The sequence below is a fragment of the Microbacterium sp. NPDC012755 genome (genome assembly GCF_042901325.1).
Lineage (GTDB): Bacteria > Actinomycetota > Actinomycetes > Actinomycetales > Microbacteriaceae > Microbacterium > Microbacterium natoriense.
Genome location: NZ_JBIBCT010000001.1, coordinates 1,882,415 through 1,903,881 on the forward strand (window position 1 = coordinate 1,882,415; position 21,467 = coordinate 1,903,881).

The window sequence follows — 21,467 nt, forward strand, 5'->3', positions numbered from 1 at the left end:
ATGAGGTGGTCGATCACCCCCGCCCACATCGAGGGTCTCGCCCGTGGCGCCGCCGTGCTCGGCACCGGCGGTGGCGGCGACCCGTACATCGGCGCGCTGCTCGCCCGTCAGGCGCTCGCCGCCGGCGGCGAGGTCACCGTCGTCGGCCTCGACGAGGTGCCCGACGACGCACTCGTCCTGTTCGTCGCCATGATGGGCGCGCCGACCGTGATGGTCGAGAAGCTCCCCAGCCTCGACGAGGTCATCGAGCCCGTGAAGGCCCTCGGCATCCACCTCGGCCGACCGGTCACGCACATCGCGTGCGCCGAGGTCGGGGGAGTGAACTCCACCATCCCGATCGCGGCGGCCGCCGCCCTCGGCCTCCCGCTCGTGGACGCTGACGGCATGGGGCGCGCCTTCCCCGAACTCCAGATGGTGCTGCCGACCCTCTACGGGGTGACCGCCTCGCCCCTCGCGTTCAGCGACGAGAAGGGCAACACCGGCGTGCTGCAGACGGTGGACAACTCCTGGACCGAGCGCATCGCCCGCGTCGCGTGCGTCGAGATGGGCTGCTCGGTCATGATCTCCGGATTCTCGATGACGGGCGCAGCGGCCAGGGAGTCGCTCGTCGGCGGCTCGCTCTCCCGCTGCATCGCCATCGGAGAGCGGATCGCCCGCGCCCGCGACGAGAAGTCCGACCCGGTGTCGGCGGCGGTCGACCTGCTCGGGGGCCGCGAGCTCTTCGACGGCAAGGTCGTCGACGTGCAGCGTGCGACCACCACCGGCTTCGCTCGTGGCCGCGCGCGCATCGACGCCGAAGGCGGATCGTCCCTGACGCTGCGGTTCCAGAACGAGCACCTGGTCGCCGAGAGCGACGGCGCCGTGCTCGCCACCACACCCGACCTCATCATGGTGCTCGACGGCGAGTCGGGTGAGCCCATCACCACCGAAGGGCTGCGCTACGGACAGCGCGTCCGTGTGATCGCGGCGCCGGCAGACGAGCGCTGGCATTCGGTGGAGGCGCTCGCGATGGTCGGTCCGGGGTACTTCGGCTACGACATCCCCGCCCACCGATTCGACGGCGCCGTGTCGACGGGCGCGGTCGCAGGCGATGCGCCCGGCGTGAGGAGCGAGGCGAGATGAGCTGGCAGCTCACGGCGGCCGATCTTCCCGACCTCGCGCGCGGCGCAACGCTGCTGGGCACGGGAGGCGGAGGCGATCCGTACATCGGCAAGATGCTCGTGGAACGCGTCCTCGGCGACGGCAGCATCACGATCCTCGACCCGGACGAGCTCGCCGACGACCTGTTCGTGATCCCCACGGCGCAGATGGGCGCGCCCACGGTGATGGTCGAGAAGATCCCCGCCGGCACCGAGCCGACCCTCGCACTGCGCACCCTCGAGGAGCACCTCGGCCGCATGGCGGATGCCACGATGCCGATCGAGTGCGGAGGGATCAACTCGATGATCCCTCTGGTCGTCGCGGCGGAGACCGGACTTCCCGTCGTGGACGCCGACGGCATGGGGCGCGCGTTCCCCGAGCTGTCCATGGAGACCTTCGCGGTCTACGGCGTGCACGGCTCGCCGCTCGCCCTCGCGGGGGAGCGCGGGGAGCGGGTCGTCATCGACACCGGCGCCGACGACCGGCAGATGGAGTGGCTGGCCCGCGGCATCACGATCCGTCTCGGCGGCGTCGGGCACATCGCCGAGTACGCGATGACCGGCGCCGACGTGCGACGGACCGCCGTGCCGCGCACGATCTCGATGGCGCTCGCGCTCGGCCGCGCGATCCGTCTGGCACGGGAGGAGCACCGTTCTCCGTTCGAGGCGATCGCCGACACACTCGCACCCACCCTCTATCCGCATGTGCGCGAGCTCTGCGTGGGCAAGGTCGTCGACGTCGAGCGGCGCACCACAGAGGGCTTCGCGAAGGGCAGAGCGATCATCGCCCCGCTCGGCGACGCGGATGAGCCGCCCTTCGAGATCTCCTTCCAGAACGAGAACCTCATCGCGCGCAGGGGCGGGGCCGTCGTCGCGATCGTGCCCGATCTCATCTGCGTCGTCGATCACGAGACCGCGGAGCCGATCACCACCGAAGGGCTCCGCTACGGGCAGCGCGTGCGGGTGCTCGGGATATCGACGCCCGACATGATGCGCACTCCGGAGGCGCTCGCCGCGTTCGGGCCGCCCGCCTTCGGCTTGACCGAGGGCTTCGTCCCGGTCGAGACTCTCGCGGCGTCCTAGGCTGGAGCGCATGGAGCTGGCGCGCGACGACCTCACCGCGCTCGCCCGCGGCTATGCGCTCCTCGGATCCGGCGGCGGCGGGTCCACCACGATGCTCGAACTCATGCTCGGCAGCTCTCCGGAGTGGCCGATGCGCATCGCGGCGGCATCCGACCTGGACCCGGCCACCCCGTGCCTCGGCGTCGCCTTCGTCGGATCGACCATGCTGCTGGGGGAGCGGATGCCGGGAGCCGATCCCTTCCTCCCGCTCCTCTCGGCGGTCGAGCGGTGGCTCGGCCATCCCGTGCCCGCGGTCTGCTCGCTCGAGGGCGGCGGTATGAACGGGCTCGCCCCGCTCACTCTCGCCGGGACCCACGTCGTCGTCGACGCCGATTGCACGGGGCGTGCCGTGCCAGGGCTCGATCAGATGTCGCTGTTCGTCGATCACGTGCCCGGGCTGGTCTTCGCGTGCGAGACAGGGGCCGACGGTGTGGCCCTGGTCGAAGCGAAGCGCCCGATCGACGCGGAGAGGGTGGTGCGCTCGGCGATCATCCAGGCCGGCGGCGTGGGCTGCGCCGTGCTCGGCGGGTTCACGGTCGGCGATCTCCGCGAGCACGCGATCGGGGGGCACCTCGCCTACGCGCTCGGTCTCGGGCGCGCATTCCTGGAGTTCGGGCGCGCACCGCTGCCCATCCTCGCGGAGGCGCTCGGCGGCGAGCTCCTCGCGGAGGGTCGGATCGTCTCCGCGGCTCCGTCTCCGACGGATCCTCACGCGAACGCGGTGGAGATCTCCGGGCTCGGCGGCGTCGTGCACAGGGTCGTCACGCACTCCGAGACCCTCGCCGTGCTCGCCGACGGGCGGCTGATCGCCTCGGCGCCGACGATCATCGTGATCCTCGATGCGGTGTCGCGGGAGATCCTCGAGGTGACCGATCTCGGCCTCGCCCGCACCGTCGCGGTGCTCGGCATCCCCGCGCCGGGCTGGTGGCGGGAGCGCCCGGAACGACTCGCGCGTGTGCTCCCCTCGGCATACGGTCTCCTCGGGCTGGATGCCGCATGAACGAGCTGCTGCTGAGCGCCCTCCTGGCGCACGCCGAGAACGGCGGCCTTCGCCTGGTCGCGGGCCCCTCCGATGCATCGTGGTCTGCGGTCTCCGTCGAGGCGGGAGAGGCCGACCTGCGGGAGCACGGTGACGGACGTCTCGCCGTGCTGACCTCTGCGGCGCCCGCCACGACCTGGCAGCAGGACGCGATGCTGCGCCGCGTGCGCGACCGCGGCTTCACCGGGCTCGCTCTTCCCGGAGCGGCCGGGATGGATGCCGGCGCCCTGCGTCTCGCCGATCGGCTCGGACTCACCCTGCTCGACGTCGTGCGTCCGGTGCAGCTCGCGAAGGCGTGCTGGATGCTCATCGAGGCTCGCGACGCGCTCACGCTGAGCCAGGTGCGCAAGGTGGCGCAGTCCTTCGAGTACTCGGCCGACGATCTGGCCGACCTCCTGCGGCACATCGCGGCGAACCTCGGACTCGGTGTCGCGCTCGTCGAGGCGGGCACCGTGATCCACGAGGCCGGAGATCACCTCGATGAGGGGCTCCTCGCCGCCATCGGCTACGACTCCTGGATCGATCGCACGCGCACGACGGCGTTCGCGGCGGCGTCGGTGCGCGTCGACAGCCCGGGGCGCAGCGGTCTTCGTCTGGTCCTGTTCGGTCACGGGCTCAGCGACGCGCAGCTGCTCGCGCTGTCCGTCGCCGCCGAGGTGGCCATGCCGGCCGTCGCGGCGAGACTCCTCATCGACGAGGTCGCGGCCGTCAACGACGTCGCCGTGTCCTCCGGGCTCCTGCGCGACTTCGTCGACATCCGCGGGGCGGCCGACATCGAGGTAGCCCGTCGCATGGCGGAGCGGGGATGGCGAACGTCCGGACACCATCTCGGATTCCGCATGGTCGCCAGAGGCAGGCTCGATCCGTTCTCCCTGTTGCGATCGATCAGCTCCGACCTGGCCGCGGTCGATGCCGAAGCCCATGCCACCACGACGGGCCGCGGCATCGGCGGGTGGCTGACCTTCGCCGACGCGCCGAGCCCTGAGCGGGTCGAGCGCGCCGTCGCGGCCCTGCGCGAGCTGCATGCCGCGGCCCTCCGCGACTTCACGATCGCGACCGGGGTGGGCTCATTGCAGAGCGGCCCGGAAGGTCTCGCGGCGACGTTGGACGAGGCAGCCGATGCGGCGCGCATCGCCGCGGCGCGGTCGGCGACCGGATGGTTCGTGCGCGTCGACAGTCTCGGCCTGGACCAGCTCCTTCTCGCCTGGACGGGCACCGACACCTTCGTGCCGGCCGCTCAGTCCCTGCTCGCTCCGCTGCAGGAAGGCGGCGGCGAACTCCTCTCGACGCTGTCGGCGTACCTGGACAACGAATCGGGCATCGCCGCGACGGCCGCGGCGCTCGGGCTGCATCGCAACACCGTCGCCGTGCGCATCCGCCGTGTCCAGGAGCTCCTCGGGATCGATATGGCCGATCCCGAGGCGCGCCTGGCACTGCATCTCGCATGTCGTGCGGTGCAGCCGCGCTGAGCTGCGCGGATCGTATGGGATGCGGATCGTCGGAAAGGCGCGGGCGACCGGACCGCTCTACGCGGGGTCGCCGTTGAGCATCCAGTTGACGCCGAAGCGGTCGACCAGCATTCCGAACAGGCCGCCCCACGGTGCGACGTCGAGCGGCATCGTGATCGTGGCGCCGTCGGCGAGTCCGTCCCAGACCGCCCGCGTCGCGTCGGCCGACGTTCCGCTCAGCGAGACGGAGAAGCCCTGCGGGGTGACGTAGGGCATGGCGCTCGGCGTGTCCGACGCCATGAGCACGAGACCGTCTGGCGTGGTCAGCTGCGCGTGCATCACGAGGTCCTTCTCGCTCGGATCCTGAAGCATGTCGGGGAACTCCGCGAAGACGTTGACGTCGAGATCACCGCCCAGCACGCCCTGGTAGAACTCCATCGCCTCGCGCGCGTTGTCGCGGAAGGAGAGATAGGGGTTGAGATTCGCCATTGTTGCTCCCAGAGTGAGGTGTTCGACTCGGCCGGCCCCGATGTGCACGCTCAGTCTGCGCCCGTCTCCGGGCGTCTCGCAAGAGGATCAGTCAGAACGAGGTGCGCTTGACGAGGCCGCGGTTCGTGCGGATGTTCTCGTAGTCCCACTGGACCTCGCGAGACGCCGCCAGCCAGCCCGCGAGCGCCGCCGTGTCGATCTCGGTGACGTCGGTGAAGCGCACCTCGGCAGCCTGGAAGGTGCCGGACGGAGCGAGGCCGTCGACGTCGAACGACTGACCCGACCAGAACATCAGCCGCACGGCATCCTTCAGGCGGCTGTACCCGACGATCGGGTTGCCGTCGAGGAACCAGACGGGATGCGCGTGCCACACCTTGCTCACGGCCTCGGGGAGCCCCTGTTCGATCTCGCGCGCGAGCAGCTCGCAGATCTCCCGGTCGCTCGGGGTCTGCCGCGCGTGGTAGGCGTCGATCTCCGCCGCGCGGGTCATTCGCGATCCAGCCCGAAGGTGCGCTTCACGAGCGCCTGTACGTCACGGTCGAGAGCGTCGATGCGGGTGTTCACCGAGTCGAGGCGGGCGTCGACGGCATCGAACTTCGCCTCGAACTTCGCGTCCATCGCCTCGAACCGCCGATCCACCGACTCGAACCGCACGACCATCTCGGTGCGCAGTCCGCCGACCTCCGCGCGCAGGACGCGCACGAACAGCGTCGACACGACCGTCAGCATGCCGAACATCAGGGCGATGAACGCCCCGATCATCGTCCACGTCTGCGGTTCGGTCATGCTGATCACGCTCCCATTCTGGTCGGTGGTCTTCATCCTGCCAATGCTCGGCGGGCGAACACGCGGACGGTGGAGAACTTTCCCTCACAAGCGGGTGTGGAGGAGGAGTGCGCATCGGCCGTGACCGACATCCACCCCGGGGATACGATGGCCCTCGTGACAGACGCACGCCCCGGCATCGCCGAACGCCTCTCGCAGATGATCCAGCTGCCGACGGTGTCGGCCGAGCTCGACCAGCGGGGGAGGGAGCCGTTCGAGGCGTTCGTCTCCCTCATCGCCACGCAGTATCCGCTCGTCCACGAGCGGCTGACTCTCGAGCGGCACACCGACTTCGGGCTCCTGTTCCACTGGAAGGGGAGGGGCGAGACCTCCGACGGACCTCTCGTGCTGATGGCGCACTACGACGTCGTGCCCGTCGACGAGAGCGATGCCTGGACCCATCCGCCCTTCGCCGGTGTGATCGACGGCGGCATCGTGTACGGACGAGGGGCGCTCGACGACAAGGGGCCGCTGATCGTGGTGCTCGAGGCCGTCGAGAACCTGCTCTCCTCGGATTTCACGCCCGCGCGCGACGTCTACCTCAGTTTCGGCGGCAACGAGGAGACCTTCGGGCACGCGGCCGAGGAGATCGCGCGGGTGCTCCGTGAACGAGGGATCGTGCCCTGGCTCGTCGTCGACGAGGGCGGTGCGGTCGTGGCGGCTCCGCTGCCCTTCGTCCCTGGGCGGGCCGCGATGATCGGCGTCGGCGAGAAGGGCGTGATGACCCTGACCCTCACGGCGCGCGGCGAGGGTGGGCACGCCTCCGCGCCCCCGGCGCTCACCGCCGTCCGCCGCGTCGCGAGGGCCGTCGACCGGCTCGGCCCGCGGACCTTCCGTCCGCGCGCATCCCGTGCGATCGGACGGATGCTGTCCCAGCTCGCCGACCAGACCCCCGGCCCCGCCCGGCATCTGCTTCGGCTCCTCGGGGGAGCACCGGTGCTCACGGCCCAGCTCTTCGCCGCCCTGGGTGGAGAACCCGCCGCGCTCGTCCGCACCACGGTCGCTCCGACGATGCAGTCCGGCGGCACCGCGGCGAACGTGCTGCCGTCGCAGGCGTCCGCGACGATCAACCTGCGCATCGCGCTGGGCGAGACGACGCAGCAGGCGGTGCTGCGTGTGCGTCGCCGCATCGCCGACCCTCTCGTGAAGGTCGCCGTCGTCGAGGCCAGCGAGCCCTCGCCCGAATCGCCGACCGACAACGAGCAGTTCGCCCTCCTCTCCGATGCCCTGGCCGCGTCGTATCCGGGCGTCGCCGCGGTGCCGTACGTGATGATGGCGGCCACCGATTCGCGTCATTTCCACCGCTTCTCCCCGGCCGTGTACCGCTTCGCGCCGCTCGACATGTCGAACGCGCAGCGGGCGTCGATCCACGGCGTCGACGAGAACGTCGAGATCGCCGCGCTCGAACGCGGGGAGCGGTTCCATCGTGCCCTCATCGAACGGCTAGGGTGATCTCACCCGCCCTTCTGCTCGCGTCCGTGTTCCGCTCGGGAACCGGCAGGAGCGGAGATCAGACGCCTGAACAGGAGCCGCGATGACGCGCACCCGGACTCTCGGCACCCTCGCGACGGTCGTCGGCTTCCTCGCTTTCGTCGAGTTCACCAGCGGTGTGCTGCAGGGGTACTACACGCCCATGCTCAGCGACATCGCACGCCACCTCGGCATCCACGACGCCGACGTCAACTGGCTCGAGGGCACGCAGCTCATGCTCTCGGCACTCGTCGTCCCGGCTTTCGCGAAGCTCGGCGACATGGTCGGGCACAAGCGGATGCTGCTCATCTCGACGGCTCTCACCGGTGCGGCCGCGCTCGTGCTCCCCTTCACGGACTCGTTCGCGGTGTTCCTCGTCGGGTGGGCGCTCATGGGGTTCTACGTCGTCTGGCTGCCCCTGGAGATCGCGCTGATCTGGTCTCGGTCCCGCCGCATGGAGGGACGCTCGTCCATCACCGCGAAGGCCGCGGGACTCCTCGTCGCCGCACTCGAAGGCGGCGCCATCATCGGTGCACTCGTCGGCGGCGCGCTCATCGACGTGCTGCCGCTGACCGTCGTGCTGCTGATCCCCGCGCTCCTCATCATCGTCTGCTTCTTCGTCGTCCTGTTCGGGGTCAAGGAGTCGCCCGAGCCCACCGGGGGCGTCTTCGACACGGTCGGCCTCGTGCTGATCTCCCTCGCGCTGATCTGCTTCACGGGCGGGCTCAGCCTCCTGCGTCTCGACGGCGGGCTCGCGAACCCCTGGTCGTGGGCGGTCGTTGCGCTCGGCATCCTGCTCGTGATCCCGTTCGCACTGTGGGAGCTGCGCTGCGGCGACCCGCTGATCGACGTGCGGATGTTCCGCTCCCCGGCGCTCGGCCCCGTGTTCCTCACCGCGGGGCTGTTCGGCGTCAGCGTGCTGGGTGCGCAGGCGCCGCTGTCGACCTTCGCCCGCACCGACCCCTCGGTGTACGGATACGGACTCGGGACGACCGGGTTCGCGACGTCGCTCATCATCGGGGTCTACCTGGTCGCGATGATCGGCGGAGCGCTCCTCTTCCCGGTGGTCGCTCGCCTCGTGACGCCGCGACTCACCCTGATGGGGGCCTCGGTGCTGGTCGGCATCGGATTCCTGCTGTTCCTGCCCTTCCACGACTCCTATGCGCAGGTCATCACCAACATGGTCGTCGTCGGGCTGGGGTCGGGAGCGCTCGTCGCGGCCCTTCCCGCTGCGGCGGCGTCGGCCGCGCCGGCCTCGCAGACGGGCGTCGCCACCGGGCTCACCAACTCGGTGAAGACGGTCGGCGGGGCGATCGCGTCGTGCGTGTTCGGCATCGCCCTGCTGCACGGCGCCGTCGGCGCCGCGTCGGAGGGGACGGCCGGCTCCTTCGCAGGCTACGTCACGGTCTGGGTGGTGTGCGGCGTGACGGCCCTCGCCGCCGCCGTGCTCCTGGTCTTCGTGCCGAAGGAGGCGTTCACCGACCGGGCGGTCGAGACCGAGGCCGCGCCCGCGGTGTGAGCGCCCCGGTTCAGTCGCGCGGGTTGTACATGAACTCCAGGCGGATGCCGTTGGCATCCTCCACGAACGACGCGTAATAGCGCGAGCTGAAGCGCGGATACTCCTTGGGCCCGCGCACGGGGGTCCAGCCCGCGGCCAGGGCGATGCCGTGCAGACGGTCGACCTCTTCGCGGGAGTCGACGGCGTACGCGAGGTGCTGCCAGCCGATGCGGCCGTGCTCGTGCGGACCCGTGGCGTTGTCGCGCGCCGGGTACAGCAGGATCTCGGGCTCGTCGGTCTTGCGCCAGTACGCCAGGTCGTCGGCGTCGTGCGCCCGCGTGTAGCCGAGGGCCTCGAAGACCGGATGGAACTGGGCGGATGCGGCGGGCACGTCGTCGACGGTGATGCCGAGGTGATCGAAGGAGGCCATGAGGACAGTCTGTCGGATGCCCCCGACATCCGGTCGTCGGGCGGGATCTCGAGAACCCCGGGGCTCGACGAGGGGAGAGGTGGGGTGTCGAGCCCCGGGGCGGTCTCTGTTCACGTCTCAGCCGTCGTGGCTCCCGGCGTGACGACGGGCGCGGATCAGAGCGATCCCGAGAGCCAGCAGCGCGAGAGCCGCGCCCCCGGCCACGAGCGGCCCGACCAGATCCAGTCCGGTGTCGGCGAGGCCGCCGGGGCCGGAGTTCTCACCCTTCTCGGCAGGGGGCGTCGGCTGTTCGGTTCCGCCCGTCTCGTCGTCGACGTGTCCGCCGTCGCCGCGCGGTGTGGTCGCGCTCGACGGCGCCGACTCGACCGGCTCGCCGCCCGGCGTGGTGCCCGCAGAGACCGCCGTGTTGTCGATCGTGTCGAGTGCGAGATCTGCGTCCTGCGTCGTGTAGCTCGCGGTGCAGGTGATCGACTGCCCTGGCCGGAGGGATGCCGCTTCGGGCGGGCATTCCACCGCGGACACCGATCCGGTGCCGCTGAACTCCGTCTCGTCGACCCGGACGTCCGTGAGCGTCACGGTTCCGGTGTTGGTGACGACGAAGGTGTAGTCGATCGTGCTGCCGCTCCAGAACCACGCGGCATCCGTCGACTTCACGATGGCGAGCCCGGGGGCCTGCTCCGAGGTGATCACCGCCGAAGACGGGAGCGAGGTCACCGGGGTTCCGGTGAGCGTCATGCCCGATGCGGTCGCGGTGTTCTCGACGGAGCCCCTGTCGACGTCATCCTGCTGCACCACGTAAGTCGCGGTGCATGTCACGGTCTCGTCGGGGTCGAGAGCGAGCGGTCGCGAGGGACACTCCACCGGCGAGAGCGTGCCGGTGCCGGTGAACGCGGTCTCGTCGACGGTCACATCGCTCAGCGGGCTGGTGCCGGAGTTGGTGACCTCGAACGAGTACGTGACACGGTCGCCGACCTGGGCCTGCGAGACGTCCGCCGACTTCGTCAGGAGGATCTCCGCCTCGACGCGCGGCGTGTTCGTGAACGTGCAGCGCACGCCCACGCCGTCGGGACGACCCTCGGGAATCGTGACGTCGGCACGAGTGCCTCGGCCGCTCGCGATCCGATCACTGCTGGCGCCATCCAGGCAGGTCCACGACGATCGGTAGCGCTCCGGATCGGTGCCGGTGCCGCTCTCCTCGATCGTGACGACGGAGCCGGGGAGCACCGGGACGAGCACTCGCTCGCGCTGCACGCCCCGCGCAGTGCCGGTCGTCTGCGTGGCGATGTCGCCGAGACCGCTGCCGGATGCCGCGAGGCGCACCTGGTCGGTGTCATCGTCGGATTCCCGGCCCTCGGGGAAGTCCTTCTCGAGCGTGAGGTGGCTCGGGGCGGTGCAGGATGCCAGGTCGACGACGCCGGGCTTCGAGAAGGTCACCGTGCTCGTGACCTCTCCCGACATCGGGTCGATCCGCAGCAGCTCGAGCTCAGTGCTCACGACGAGGAAGCCGTCGCGGTCGAAGGCGGCCCCGTTGATGCCGAGATTCCCGGGGTCTGCGACGGTGAAGCGATGGATCAGCGTGGAGCGCACTGCCGGGGCGGGGTTCCCCTGCCCGAGGATGATGTCTCGGGCGTCCACCACGTAGATCGCCGCTTCCTTCGCGTCACTCATGACGACGTAGAGGTTTCCCTCGTGATCGAAGGCCATGTCGCCGTTCGTTCCTGGAATGGTGGACGGAAACGTGATCCGGACTCGGCCTTCGCGGGCACCGGAGTCGAGCGCGCGTGCATCCAGGTTCAGGGAGCCGCCGTTCGTCGAGCCATGGAAGTACCGTGAGGTCTTCGGGTCCGTTGCGCCGTGCGTCTGGGTGCTCGTCCAGCCGGTGGGCAGATCGACGACATCGACACTCGTGGTCGTTCCGGTCGCGAAATCGTAGGTCTCCATCGCGCCCTTGTTCGTCGTCCAGTGGTCGGAACGCATCACATAGGCGAGTCCGCCCGGATGCTCGGGGGTGACGTGCACGCCGAGGGCGTTGAACGTCGAGCGGGCATCGGCCCCCGCGGCGATCTCGCCCACTTCGGTCTGCGCTCCCGTGGCCGTGTCGATGCTCCACAGCGTGCTGCCGGCGCCGTTGGTCGAGTTCATGGCGTAGATGGCGGAGCAGTCGATCGCATCCGCGGCGAAAGCCGGTGCGGGCGAGGCGAACCCTCCGGGAATCGCCACGGCGCCGACGGCGAGGGCGGCCGCCGCGAGACCGGCGGTCCTTCCTCGTCGTGAACGGAGGCCGGGTGGGGCCGCGTGTGTCGATCTGCGGGCTGAACGTGCCATGAGGCAGTCCTCTCTGAGAGTGGGTCGGAGTGCCTCCGGTGCGCGGGGCAACCTCTCAAGGGTGCGGACGCGCGGTGCCGCGTGCGGGTCGTGATCCGTAGTGGGCGAGCGGAACTCAGTAGGCGCGATGCGCGACCGGGTACGTCACACGTCGAACCCGGTGATGCTCAGCGGGAGCGCGGCGTCTGTCGCCGTGGCTCAGAGCCAGGAGAACGCGGAGAGCTCCGCGCGACCGGAGATGCGCAGCTTGCGGAACGCCTTGAGCAGGTGGCTCTCCACAGTGCGGGTGCTGATGTGCAGGTGCTCTGCGATCTCGTGATTGGACTGGCCGTGCGCGGCGAGACGGGCGACTTCGCGCTCGCGATTCGACAGCTGCGCCTGCGTGCTCGAACGGCCCGCTGCCGACACGGAATCGAGGGGATCGCGTCGACCCCGAAGGTCGGCGAGCGCATCGGACAGCTGTGCCGCCGCCACGTCGTCACCGTGCCGCACGGCGATGTCGCGTCCCCGCTCGTACGACGTCGCCGCGTGTTCGAGGCGCTTCTGCTCCTCGAACCACGCGCCCAGGCGCGCGAGCTCCGCATGGTCCTCGCGTGCGACGGCCGCGCGCACATCGAGGATCGGAGTGACGAGGGCGCCCTCGACGCGGATGGCGTCGTCGTCGGCGCTCGCCGTGGGCGGTGCCTGCACGCCGAGCCCCCAGGTCAGCACGCGCAGCATCCCGGCCGCGAGGAGGTAGCCGCGCCTCTCGAGCTCGCTCATCTGAGCGCGGATCTCCCGTTCCGCACCCTCGGCATCGCCGGCGAGGAGTCGGAAGGTGATGTCGGGAAGCGCTGCGACCATGCCGGGCCAGGGGCCGATCGTCACCCCGGTGGCAGTGGCCTGCGCAGCGAGCGATGTCGCCGTGCTGATCCGCCCCGACCTGGCAGCGAGCATCGCCGCCAGCGCCAGTGCTCCCATCTGGCTGCCCTCCTGGCCCAGCCCCGGCTCTCCCAGGGCGAGGAACCTGCCGAGGTGGATCTCGGCGGCGCGGAACCGCCCGAGGGTGATCCCGGAGACCGCGGCGAGATAGGTGTGCCCTCGCAGATTCTCGAGGTCGAGCTCGACCCGGCTCTGCTCGATGTGGGTGACCGCCCAGTCGTGCGCCTCGGCCACATCGCCCCTGCCCAGCAGGGACCAACCGTGCAGCAGGGTGAGCACGCGTCCGAGCTTCGTGGAGGTGTCGTCCGCGTCCACGAGGAGCTCGTGCGCCGATTCGGCGCGACCTCGAAGAAGCAGCGCCGTCGAGAGGACGGACCTGATCGAGTCGTCGGTGGTGGCATCCCGTCCTGACAACGTCGCGAGGCGGTCGATCTGCGCGCGCGTCGCGCCGTCGCCGACGATCTTCAGGTGGGTCGCCCAGACCTCCAGCATCGTCTCGTAGCGGGGCTGGTCGGCGGCGGCGGCCTCGAGGATGTCGAGTGCGGATGCCGTCTCGCCCGCAGCGAGCGCATGCCAGCGCGCCTGGAGGATGCGGAACATCGCCCGCGCTCCGCCGTCCCCGATGCTGGTGGGCGTGCGCTCGAACACCTGGAGCGCCACCGAGGAGTCGTGCTTCCCGTCGAAGAGCGTGAACAGGTAGTTCGTGGCCGTCTCCACGCTCGGGTCGCGCTCCCACGCGCGCCGTCGTGCCGAGAGCTGCGCCGCGTGCCGATCGCGGATGAGCCGCACCAGGGTCATCTCCGCGGCATCCGGTTCGAGCGAGGCGTCCGCAGCGCTTCCGGGGAGGAGCTCGATGCGCGCGGCGGCGTCGTCTGCGGGGCCGAAGCGCTCCTGGATCCTTCTCAGGATGCGGGTGCGCCGCACCGAGGTCGGGCGGTTCTGGAAGTAGTCGGCGACGAGCGGGGGAGTCACGGCGACCGACAGACGTCCGAACGGCTCGATGCTCAGCAGCAGGCTCGCCGATTCGAGCGACTCGATGGCGTGACGGCCGACGAGCTCCTCTGCGGTGTCGATGTCCAGGACGCCCGCGAGCGCGAGCGTCTCGATGGCTTCGAGGTCGTCGGCATCCAGGTGGGCGAGGAGGTGCTCGACCGCTCCGGACATCGAATCGTGCCAGAGCTCGCCGATCGTGGTCCAGGTGCCGTCCTCGAGCGCGATGTGGCCGAACGCGCGCGCCGCCGTGATCATCGCCACGGCCAGGCTGGGGATGCCGGCGGATCGGGTGTACACGCGTCCGACCAGGCCGGTGTCGACGGCGCTCCCGAGCTGCTCGTGGACGAGATCGGAGACGGCCTCGAAGGTCAGCGGACGCAGGCGGAGCTCCGCGGCCTGGCTCACGATCGCATGCAGTCTCTTCGCGGCTCCGTCTCGGGGCGCCGCCGATGTCGTGACGATCGTGGCGCCCGTACGGGCGTGCACGGCCGCGATGACTCCCCACGATTCCTCGTCGACGAACGGGGCGTCGTCGACGAGGAGCACTGCGCGCGTCCCCGCCGCGCGTTCGGCCAACGCGGCGACCAGCTGTCTGGCCTGGGGCGGTGACGATCCCGTCGGCGTCTCGCCGGCGAGATCCAGTGCGTCGAAGGGGCGGCCGCGAAGCGACTCGATGCCGAGGATCCGGATGGTCGGATAGCCGCGCTGCTCCAGGTGTCCGGCGATCTCGCGCAGCAGCATCGAGCGTCCGCTGCCGTCCGGCCCCACGATGCTGACGCAGGAACCCGCGGTGATCAGCCTCAGCGCCGATGCGAGATCGTCAGTCCTGACGAACATCGCTGCTCCGTTCGGCGCCGATGACCGGCGGGCGGAGTTCGGGTCGTGGCATGAGGGCATCTCCTGGTTCGGACGTCAGTGTAATCACCGCTCCCGTGACCGCGCAGTATGCTGCTCGGCCCCGAAGACGCAGAGGTGGGCGATGGCATCGCCACCGCCCACCTCTGTGCTCAATCGCCCTTCACGTTGACGAGCTGCCGGAGCGTGTGCCGGATCGTCACCAGATCGGCGGCATCCGCCATCACCGTGTCGATCGGCTTGTACGCCTGCGGGATCTCATCGATGAAGGCATCCGTGTCCCGGAACTCGATCCCGACCATGGCCTCCCGCAGCTGATCGTGGGTGAACGTCCGCCGCGCGGCCGACCGGGAGTACTCCCGCCCTGCACCGTGCGGAGACGAGTTCAACGACAGCGGGTTGCCGAGGCCCTCGACCACGTAGGACGCGGTCCCCATCGAGCCGGGGATGAGCCCCGGCCGTCCGGCATCCGCCTGGATCGCTCCCTTCCGGGAGACCCACACCTGCTTGCCGAAGTGCTTCTCCGACTCGGTGAAGTTGTGGTGGCAGTTGATCCGCTCCTGCTCGTCCACCGTCGTCCCGAGGAACTCCGACACCTGCCGGACCACCCTGTCCATCATCTCCTCCCGGTTGAGCAGAGCGAAGTGCTGCGCCCACCGGAGCTCCCTGATGTACCGCGTGAACTCGGGCGTGCCCTCGACCAGGTAGGCGAGGTCGGGGTCGGGAAGGTCAATCCACCACTGCTTCGCCAGCCGCTGCGCGACGGCGATGTGGTGGCCGGCGATCCGGTTGCCGACTCCCCGCGAACCCGAGTGCAGGAACAGCCACACCCGGTCGAGCTCGTCGACCGACACCTCGATGAAGTGGTTGCCCGAGCCGAGCGTGCCCAATTGCAGCCGCCAGTTCCCTGCGTAGGACTCCGGATCGAATCCGCTCTTCTCCGCCAGCGCCTCGAGCTCGTCGATCCTCGGCTGCGCCGTGGCGACGATCTTGTTGTTGTAGCGCCCGGCGGAGAGCGGGATGGCCCGCTCGATCTGCTCCCGCAGCTCGGCGAGGTCGCGACCGTCGAGGTCGCTCCTCGTGAACTGTGTGCGGACGGCGATCATCCCGCAGCCGATGTCGACGCCGACGGCGGCCGGGATGATCGCGCCGAGGGTCGGGATGACCGACCCGACGGTCGCCCCCTTGCCGAGGTGCGCATCCGGCATGAGCGCCAGGTGCGGGTGGATGAACGGCATGCGCGCCGTGGTCTTCGCCTGATCGAGTGTCTTCTCGTCGATCAGCGACGCCCACGACAGCAGCCGTGCGGAGAGCCTCTCCATGATTCCTTTCCTTCGTGATGGTCAGCCACAGGTCGGGAGGCACAGAAAAATGCCCCGGACCTGACGGTGCGGGGCATGAGAGCAGCGGATGCTGCTACACGGCGCGCGCCGGAGGGTACGACTCGTGGCGGTCGTTGCGCTTCTGCTGAAGGGCATCGACCGCGGCGAAGGGGAGTTTCCGCAGGGCGGGCATCCGTCGTCTCCTCGGCTGAGTGCTGCGCCGGTCGGCACAGCTTTGCAACATTAGGGGAGATTCGCTGCGTGCGTCAAGCGTCCCGCGGCGGATTGTGCATGAACTCGATGCGGATGCCGTTGTCCTCCTCGACGAAGGAGGCGTAGTACGTGTCGCTGAAGCGCTCGTAGATCTTCGGCTCGCGCACGACCGTCCACCCGGCGGCCACCGCGACGGCGTGCAGTCGATCGACGTCTTCGCGGGAGTCGACGGCGAAGGCGAGGTGCTGCCATCCGACGCGGCCGTGCACGTGAGGACCGGAGTCCGCCTCGCGCGGGGCGAACACGATGATCTCGGTGTCGTCGCCGTGGTGCCACGAGAACCCGCCCTCGGCCTCGACTCCGAGCTCGTAGCCCAGCGCCGTCAGCACAGGATGGAACTGCTCACGTCCTCGGGCGATGTCGTTGACGGTGATACCCAGGTGATCGACGAGTGCCATACGTCCATCGTCGCGCATCGTCGGGCTCTGCCGGAGAACCCGGAGCATCCGCTCGCGTCGCGGCGTGTCGCCGGGAGGCGCGCCGCACCGGCATCCGATGCTCCGGGCTCTCCCATGAGAGCGGGCGAGAGTCTTCCGGCGAGAGCGGGTGAGGTCAGTGCGGGGCGTGGTACTCCGCCTCGCCGCGCTTCCAGTAGCCCTTGACCACGGCGTGGGCGGTGTCGACGCCCCAGCGCTCGAGGAGCGCGCGACCGGGCTTCACGATGGACTGCTCGGCGGCGATGAAGACGAACGGGTCGGCGCCGACGGCATCCGTCAGCCCGTCGATGAGGGTCGTGAGCGCGGAGCCGGAGGGGGCGTCGCCACGGTGCACCCACTCGACGTCGACCGGGGCCTCGATCTCGACCTCGCGGCTCGCCGACACCGTCTCGATGACGATGCGCGCGGGCACGTCGGCGGGGAGCAGCGCGGCGAAGCGGCGGATGGCGGGGATGGCGGTCTCATCGCCGGCGAGGAACCAGGAACCGGGCTGTCCCGAGATGACGGCGGATCCACGGGGACCGCCGACGCCGATCGAGGATCCGAGCGGTGCGGTGGCCGCCCACGGCGCGGCCACGCCCTCGTCGCCGTGCACCGCGAACTCGACGTCGAGCCAGTCCTCACCCCACGCGAGCGGCGTGTACTCGCGGCTCGGGGAGGCGCGCAGCTCCTCGACGGTGTCGACGGGACCCGCAGGGAAGAACAGGCGCATGTGGTCGTCGGAGCCGAGGGAGTCGAAGCCGGCGAGGTCACTGCCGGAGAGGCGGACGCGCACGAAATCGGGGGCCAGCCACTCCCGAGCGGTCAGCGTGACGGTGCGGAAGCGCAGCTCGAGGCCGCGACGCTCGATGGAGAAGCCGGATTTCGTATCGCTCATGAAGTAAGGCTAACCTACATTCGAGGCGAGGATAGGCAACCCTAACTTCGCCCGATCCGGCGCCCTTCGCGCGAAAACCCCCGCAGAACAGGAGTCTCTCCATGTCCATGCCCAGAATCCTCACCGCCACGAGCCTCGGGCTCGTCGGTCTGCTCGCCCTCGCCGGCTGCGCCTCCCCGTCGGCGGAGGCCCCGAACACCGAGAAGCCCGCGGCTGCGGAGGACTACTATCCGGTGACCGTCACCGACCTCGCGGGCAACGAGGTGACCATCGAGAGCGCCGACAGCGTCGCGATCACCGACAACCGCTTCTTCCAGCTCGCCGCAGACTGGGATCTCCCCGTCTCCGTCGCCCCGCTCGACCTGTTCAGCCCGAAGAATCCGCTCAAGGACTCGACCGAGATCCTCAACATCGGCCTTCACACCGAGCCCGACTTCGAGCAGATCGTCGCGGCCGACCCCGACGTCGTGGTCAACGGCTACCGCTTCGGCGGCGAAGAGAACGCCCAGGGCGTGAAGGATGCCGCCCCCGACGCGGCGTTCATCGACATGACGGGTCCGGAGGGGCAGACGGCCGACGAGTTCGTCGTCGAGAGCGTCACCCTGATGGGGGAGGTCTTCAACAAGAAGGCCGAGGCCGAGGCGCTCGTCGAGGAGCTCCACACCGCCATCGAGAAGGCGAAGGACGCGTACGACCCCGAGAAGACGGTCATGGGCCTGGTCACCTCCGGCGGCGAGATCAACTACTCGAACCCCACCGACGGCCGCGGAGCGAGCATCTTCTTCAGCCTGCTCGGGCTCACCCCCGCCCTCGACGCCGCGGGGTCGTCGGACCACACCGGCGACAACGTCTCGCTCGAGGCGCTCGCCCAGGCGAACGCCGACTACCTCCTGGTCCTCGACCGCGACGCCGCGGTGTCGGAGGAAGGCCAGACCGTCGTCCCCGCGCTCGAGCTGATCACCGGTTCCGCCGCCCTCTCCAGCGTCCCGGCCGTGAAGAACGAGGCCATCACGGTGATGCCGGCGGACTACTACCTCACCGAGGACGTCTTCGCCTACATCGCGGTCCTGAACGGGCTCACGGAGATGTTCGACGCGAGCTGACGCGCCGACGCCGACCCGCGCGCCGCTGCCCGACCGCATTCCGGACGTGGCGGCGGCGCGCCCCACTGCCCCGGAGACCCCATGACCTCGACGCCCTCCGCGCCGGTGCCGCGACGGATCACGAACACCGACGCCGTCGCCGCCACCGCGTCACCCCGACGAGACCGCTCCCGCTGGTCCCGGACGTGGCCGCTGCTCCTCGCCGTCCTCCTGACGCTCGCCCTCGTGACCGTGTCGATCTTCACCGGCGTCGCCGACATCACCGCGGCGCAGGGCGATGGCCGGGAGTTCCTCTGGATCACCCGCATACCGCGCACCGCCTCCCTCGTCCTCGCCGGGGCGAGCATGGCGATGGCGGGTCTCGTGATGCAGCTGATGACGCAGAACCGCTTCGTGGAGCCGACGACGGTCGGCACCACGGAGTGGGCGGGGCTGGGGCTGCTCGTCACCTACATCGTGCTGCCGGCATCCGGAGTCTTCACGAAGATGGTGATCGCGATCGTCTTCGCCTTCGCCGGGACGCTCGTGTTCTTCGCGTTCCTCCGGCGGGTGACCCTGAAGTCGTCGCTCATCGTGCCGATCGTCGGCATCATGTTCGGCTCCGTCATCAGCGCCGTGTCGACGTTCCTTGCGCTGCGCTTCAATCTGCTGCAGGTGATCGGCGGGTGGTTCATGGGCCGGTTCACCGGGATCGAGATCGGTCGCTACGAGCCGCTCTGGATCGTGCTCTTCGTCGCGATCGTGGTCGTGATCGCCGCCGACCGCTTCACGGTCGCCGGCCTGGGGAAGGACATCGCCACGAACGTCGGTCTGCACTACGAGCGGGTCGTGCTCCTGGGCGTCGGTCTCGTCGCGATGACCACGGGAGTGGTCACGGTCATCATTGGCGCTCTGCCCTTCCTGGGGCTGATCGTGCCGAACCTCGTGTCGATGGTTCGCGGCGACGACCTGCGCTCGAACCTGCCGTGGGTGTTCCTCACCGGAATCTGGATCGTGACCATCTGCGACCTCATCGGACGCACGATCATCATGCCCTTCGAGGTGCCGATCTCGCTGGTGCTGGGCGTCGTCGGATCGATCGTGTTCATCCTCATGCTCCTTCGGACGAGGAGGACCGGTGTCCGCTGACCTCGTGAACCGCCCGTCCGTGCGGCGCTCCGGGTCCTTCGCCGACCCCGCGCACCGCCTCCGCTACCGGCTCGTGCTGATCGGCCTGATCGTCGGCGCAATCGTCATCACCGCCCTGCTGCTGTGCTGGAACAACCCCTACGCGCTGTTCAGCGAACGGTGGCTGCGCATCTCGGGCATGCGCGTCTCGGCCGTCGTCGTCATCGCGGTCGTCACCTTCTGCCAGGCGTACGCGACGATCGCCTTCCAGACCGCGACGAACAACCGCATCATCACGCCGTCGATCATGGGCTTCGAGTCCCTCTACGTGCTCATCCAGACGGTGATCGTGTTCTTCTTCGGCGTCGCGGGATTCAGCGGCGTCACGCCGTTCGCCCGGTTCCTGCTGCAGTCGGCGCTGATGGTGCTCTTCGCCGTGCTGCTCTACTCGTGGCTGCTCTCCGGGCGGTTCGGCAACCTGCACGTCATGCTGCTGATCGGCATCATCCTCGGCACGGGGATGGGAGCCCTCTCCACCTTCCTGCAGCAGATGCTCGAGCCGAACGAGTTTGACGTTCTCGCCGCTCGCCTCTTCGGCAGCATCACCAACGCCAACACCGACTTCCTGTGGTTCGTCATCCCGGTGTGCGCGATCGCCGGAGGGGCGATCTGGATGCTGTCGCGGCGACTGGACCTGCTGTCGCTGGGCAAGGACATCAGCACGAACCTCGGGCTGAACCACAAGCGCCAGGTGATGCTGGTGCTCACGCTGGTCTCGGTGCTGATGGCGATGAGCACGTCGCTGTTCGGGCCGATGACCTTCCTCGGCTTCCTCGTCGCCACGCTGGCCTACGCGATCGCCGACACCTACGACCACCGTCTCCTCCTGCCGATGGCGTGGCTGCTCGGCTACGTCGCGCTCGGGCTCGCCTACTTCCTGCTCAAGCACGTGTTCACTCTTGTCAACGCGGTCACGATCATCGTCGAGCTGCTCGGCGGTCTCCTCTTCCTCCTCGTCATCCTCCGAAAGGGGCGACTGTGATCCGCATCAGAGACCTCGTCCAGCGCTACAGCAGCGAGACCGAGATCGGCCCCGTCTCGATCGATCTTCCGGCTGGCGGCATCGTCGCCCTCATCGGGCCGAACGGCGCGGGCAAGTCCACCCTGCTCACCATGATGGGACGGCTGCTCGCCCCGGACGAGGGGACCGTCGAGATCGACGGTCTCGACGTGCACCGGACGCCGTCGAAGCAGGTGGCGAGGATCGTGTCGATCCTGCGACAGGAGAACCACTTCGTCACCAGGCTCACGGTGCGCCAGCTCGTGGGCTTCGGCCGCTACCCGCACTCCGGCGGGCGGCTCACCCAGCTCGACGAGGACAAGATCACCGAGGCGATCGACTTCCTCGGTCTCACGGATCTCGAGCAGAGGTTCATCGACGAGCTCTCCGGCGGTCAGCGACAGCGCGCCTACGTCGCCATGGTCCTCGCGCAGGACACCGAGTTCGTGCTGCTCGACGAGCCGCTGAACAACCTCGACATGAAGCACGCCGTGCAGATGATGAAGCACCTGCGCCGCGCCGCCGAGGAGCTGGGCCGCACGATCGTGATCGTGCTGCACGACATCAACTTCGCCGGCCACTACGCCGACCACATCTGTGCGATGAAGGACGGCGCGGTGGTCGAGTTCGGGACCCCGGAGGAGATCATGACCGACGAGGTGCTCACCCGCGTGTTCGACACCCCCGTGCGGGTGGTCGAGGGCCCCTCCGGCCCTCTTGCGGTCTACTACTGA

At 69.5% G+C, this 21,467-nt stretch carries 19 protein-coding genes; 10 read left to right on the forward strand and 9 right to left on the reverse strand.

Going from position 1 to position 21,467, the window contains the following annotated elements:
* Genes ACFY5A_RS08695 through ACFY5A_RS08710 form a run of 4 tightly spaced genes read left to right on the forward strand, consistent with a single transcriptional unit; the run spans position 1 to position 4,769 of the window.
* The gene (locus ACFY5A_RS08695; protein WP_387233220.1) at positions 1–1,122 is read left to right on the forward strand and encodes a DUF917 domain-containing protein; all 1,122 of its coding nucleotides are present in this window, start codon (positions 1–3) and stop codon (positions 1,120–1,122) included.
* On the forward strand, positions 1,119–2,222 hold the full coding sequence (locus ACFY5A_RS08700) for a DUF917 domain-containing protein (protein ID WP_341940167.1): 1,104 nt from the start codon (positions 1,119–1,121) through the stop codon (positions 2,220–2,222). The genes ACFY5A_RS08695 and ACFY5A_RS08700 overlap by 4 nt, the downstream gene beginning before the upstream one ends.
* 10 nt (positions 2,223–2,232) lie before the next feature.
* Positions 2,233–3,261 (forward strand): DUF917 family protein, encoded by a 1,029-nt coding sequence (locus tag ACFY5A_RS08705; RefSeq protein ID WP_341940166.1) that lies wholly within the window; start codon positions 2,233–2,235, stop codon positions 3,259–3,261.
* Positions 3,258–4,769 (forward strand): helix-turn-helix domain-containing protein, encoded by a 1,512-nt coding sequence (locus ACFY5A_RS08710; protein WP_341940165.1) that lies wholly within the window; start codon positions 3,258–3,260, stop codon positions 4,767–4,769. The genes ACFY5A_RS08705 and ACFY5A_RS08710 overlap by 4 nt, the downstream gene beginning before the upstream one ends.
* Before the next feature lie 57 nt (positions 4,770–4,826).
* Here the strand turns inward: ACFY5A_RS08710 and ACFY5A_RS08715 are convergent, their stop codons facing one another.
* The 3 genes from ACFY5A_RS08715 to ACFY5A_RS08725 all read right to left on the reverse strand — a co-directional run bounded on the left by ACFY5A_RS08715 (position 4,827) and on the right by ACFY5A_RS08725 (position 6,059).
* Positions 4,827–5,237, reverse strand: a complete 411-nt coding sequence (locus tag ACFY5A_RS08715; protein ID WP_341940164.1) for a VOC family protein — start codon at positions 5,235–5,237, stop codon at positions 4,827–4,829.
* 91 nt (positions 5,238–5,328) lie between these two features.
* Positions 5,329–5,727 carry a DUF1801 domain-containing protein gene (locus ACFY5A_RS08720; protein WP_341940163.1) on the reverse strand — a complete coding sequence of 133 codons (399 nt, stop codon included), beginning with the start codon at positions 5,725–5,727 and terminating at the stop codon, positions 5,329–5,331.
* Positions 5,724–6,059 carry a hypothetical protein gene (locus ACFY5A_RS08725; protein ID WP_387233224.1) on the reverse strand — a complete coding sequence of 112 codons (336 nt, stop codon included), beginning with the start codon at positions 6,057–6,059 and terminating at the stop codon, positions 5,724–5,726. The genes ACFY5A_RS08720 and ACFY5A_RS08725 overlap by 4 nt, the downstream gene beginning before the upstream one ends.
* A gap of 111 nt (positions 6,060–6,170) precedes the next feature.
* Here ACFY5A_RS08725 and ACFY5A_RS08730 point away from each other — a divergent pair, with 111 nt between their 5' ends.
* Together ACFY5A_RS08730 and ACFY5A_RS08735 are read left to right on the forward strand one after the other, a co-directional pair.
* On the forward strand, positions 6,171–7,514 hold the full coding sequence (locus ACFY5A_RS08730) for a M20/M25/M40 family metallo-hydrolase (protein WP_387233227.1): 1,344 nt from the start codon (positions 6,171–6,173) through the stop codon (positions 7,512–7,514).
* A gap of 82 nt (positions 7,515–7,596) precedes the next feature.
* On the forward strand, positions 7,597–9,051 hold the full coding sequence (locus tag ACFY5A_RS08735; RefSeq protein WP_341940160.1) for an MFS transporter: 1,455 nt from the start codon (positions 7,597–7,599) through the stop codon (positions 9,049–9,051).
* A 10-nt stretch (positions 9,052–9,061) separates the two neighbouring features.
* On the opposite strand, the gene ACFY5A_RS08740 is transcribed toward ACFY5A_RS08735, so the two are convergent.
* The 6 genes from ACFY5A_RS08740 to ACFY5A_RS08765 all read right to left on the reverse strand — a co-directional run bounded on the left by ACFY5A_RS08740 (position 9,062) and on the right by ACFY5A_RS08765 (position 17,463).
* Entirely contained in the window at positions 9,062–9,460 is a 399-nt protein-coding gene (locus ACFY5A_RS08740) for a VOC family protein (protein WP_341940159.1), read from the reverse strand.
* Between the two features lie 117 nt (positions 9,461–9,577).
* A complete protein-coding gene (locus ACFY5A_RS08745) occupies positions 9,578–11,785 on the reverse strand; it encodes a hypothetical protein (protein WP_387233230.1) in 2,208 nt (735 codons plus the stop codon).
* 198 nt (positions 11,786–11,983) lie between these two features.
* Positions 11,984–14,536, reverse strand: a complete 2,553-nt coding sequence (locus ACFY5A_RS08750; protein ID WP_387233233.1) for a LuxR C-terminal-related transcriptional regulator — start codon at positions 14,534–14,536, stop codon at positions 11,984–11,986.
* Positions 14,537–14,706: 170 nt separating this feature from the next.
* On the reverse strand, positions 14,707–15,876 hold the full coding sequence (locus tag ACFY5A_RS08755; protein ID WP_223587063.1) for an RtcB family protein: 1,170 nt from the start codon (positions 15,874–15,876) through the stop codon (positions 14,707–14,709).
* A gap of 266 nt (positions 15,877–16,142) precedes the next feature.
* On the reverse strand, positions 16,143–16,547 hold the full coding sequence (locus ACFY5A_RS08760) for a VOC family protein (RefSeq protein ID WP_341940155.1): 405 nt from the start codon (positions 16,545–16,547) through the stop codon (positions 16,143–16,145).
* Between the two features lie 154 nt (positions 16,548–16,701).
* Positions 16,702–17,463 carry a siderophore-interacting protein gene (locus ACFY5A_RS08765; protein ID WP_105675456.1) on the reverse strand — a complete coding sequence of 254 codons (762 nt, stop codon included), beginning with the start codon at positions 17,461–17,463 and terminating at the stop codon, positions 16,702–16,704.
* A gap of 101 nt (positions 17,464–17,564) precedes the next feature.
* On the opposite strand from ACFY5A_RS08765, the gene ACFY5A_RS08770 reads away from it, so the two are divergent.
* From ACFY5A_RS08770 to ACFY5A_RS08785, 4 genes are all read left to right on the forward strand, one after another.
* A complete protein-coding gene (locus ACFY5A_RS08770) occupies positions 17,565–18,566 on the forward strand; it encodes an ABC transporter substrate-binding protein (RefSeq protein WP_341940154.1) in 1,002 nt (333 codons plus the stop codon).
* An 81-nt stretch (positions 18,567–18,647) separates the two neighbouring features.
* Positions 18,648–19,694, forward strand: coding sequence for an ABC transporter permease (locus ACFY5A_RS08775; protein WP_387233238.1), 1,047 nt, complete (start codon positions 18,648–18,650; stop codon positions 19,692–19,694).
* Entirely contained in the window at positions 19,684–20,715 is a 1,032-nt protein-coding gene (locus ACFY5A_RS08780; protein ID WP_387233241.1) for an iron chelate uptake ABC transporter family permease subunit, read from the forward strand. The genes ACFY5A_RS08775 and ACFY5A_RS08780 overlap by 11 nt, the downstream gene beginning before the upstream one ends.
* On the forward strand, positions 20,712–21,467 hold the full coding sequence (locus ACFY5A_RS08785) for an ABC transporter ATP-binding protein (RefSeq protein ID WP_387233244.1): 756 nt from the start codon (positions 20,712–20,714) through the stop codon (positions 21,465–21,467). Before ACFY5A_RS08780 ends, ACFY5A_RS08785 begins: the two co-directional genes overlap by 4 nt.

Excerpts from the sequence above, each read along its gene's own strand:
- ACFY5A_RS08760 (WP_341940155.1), bottom strand. The coding sequence starts at position 16,547 with ATGGCACTCGTCGATCACCTGGGTATCACCGTCAACGACATCGCCCGA.
- ACFY5A_RS08700 (WP_341940167.1), top strand. The coding sequence starts at position 1,119 with ATGAGCTGGCAGCTCACGGCGGCCGATCTTCCCGACCTCGCGCGCGGC.
- ACFY5A_RS08735 (WP_341940160.1), top strand. The coding sequence starts at position 7,597 with ATGACGCGCACCCGGACTCTCGGCACCCTCGCGACGGTCGTCGGCTTC.
- ACFY5A_RS08720 (WP_341940163.1), bottom strand. The coding sequence starts at position 5,727 with ATGACCCGCGCGGCGGAGATCGACGCCTACCACGCGCGGCAGACCCCG.
- ACFY5A_RS08745 (WP_387233230.1), bottom strand. The coding sequence starts at position 11,785 with ATGGCACGTTCAGCCCGCAGATCGACACACGCGGCCCCACCCGGCCTC.
- ACFY5A_RS08740 (WP_341940159.1), bottom strand. The coding sequence starts at position 9,460 with ATGGCCTCCTTCGATCACCTCGGCATCACCGTCGACGACGTGCCCGCC.
- ACFY5A_RS08715 (WP_341940164.1), bottom strand. The coding sequence starts at position 5,237 with ATGGCGAATCTCAACCCCTATCTCTCCTTCCGCGACAACGCGCGCGAG.
- ACFY5A_RS08725 (WP_387233224.1), bottom strand. The coding sequence starts at position 6,059 with ATGAAGACCACCGACCAGAATGGGAGCGTGATCAGCATGACCGAACCG.
- ACFY5A_RS08705 (WP_341940166.1), top strand. The coding sequence starts at position 2,233 with ATGGAGCTGGCGCGCGACGACCTCACCGCGCTCGCCCGCGGCTATGCG.
- ACFY5A_RS08710 (WP_341940165.1), top strand. The coding sequence starts at position 3,258 with ATGAACGAGCTGCTGCTGAGCGCCCTCCTGGCGCACGCCGAGAACGGC.
- ACFY5A_RS08695 (WP_387233220.1), top strand. The coding sequence starts at position 1 with ATGAGGTGGTCGATCACCCCCGCCCACATCGAGGGTCTCGCCCGTGGC.
- ACFY5A_RS08765 (WP_105675456.1), bottom strand. The coding sequence starts at position 17,463 with ATGAGCGATACGAAATCCGGCTTCTCCATCGAGCGTCGCGGCCTCGAG.
- ACFY5A_RS08730 (WP_387233227.1), top strand. The coding sequence starts at position 6,171 with ATGGCCCTCGTGACAGACGCACGCCCCGGCATCGCCGAACGCCTCTCG.
- ACFY5A_RS08750 (WP_387233233.1), bottom strand. The coding sequence starts at position 14,536 with ATGTTCGTCAGGACTGACGATCTCGCATCGGCGCTGAGGCTGATCACC.
- ACFY5A_RS08770 (WP_341940154.1), top strand. The coding sequence starts at position 17,565 with ATGTCCATGCCCAGAATCCTCACCGCCACGAGCCTCGGGCTCGTCGGT.
- ACFY5A_RS08775 (WP_387233238.1), top strand. The coding sequence starts at position 18,648 with ATGACCTCGACGCCCTCCGCGCCGGTGCCGCGACGGATCACGAACACC.
- ACFY5A_RS08755 (WP_223587063.1), bottom strand. The coding sequence starts at position 15,876 with ATGGAGAGGCTCTCCGCACGGCTGCTGTCGTGGGCGTCGCTGATCGAC.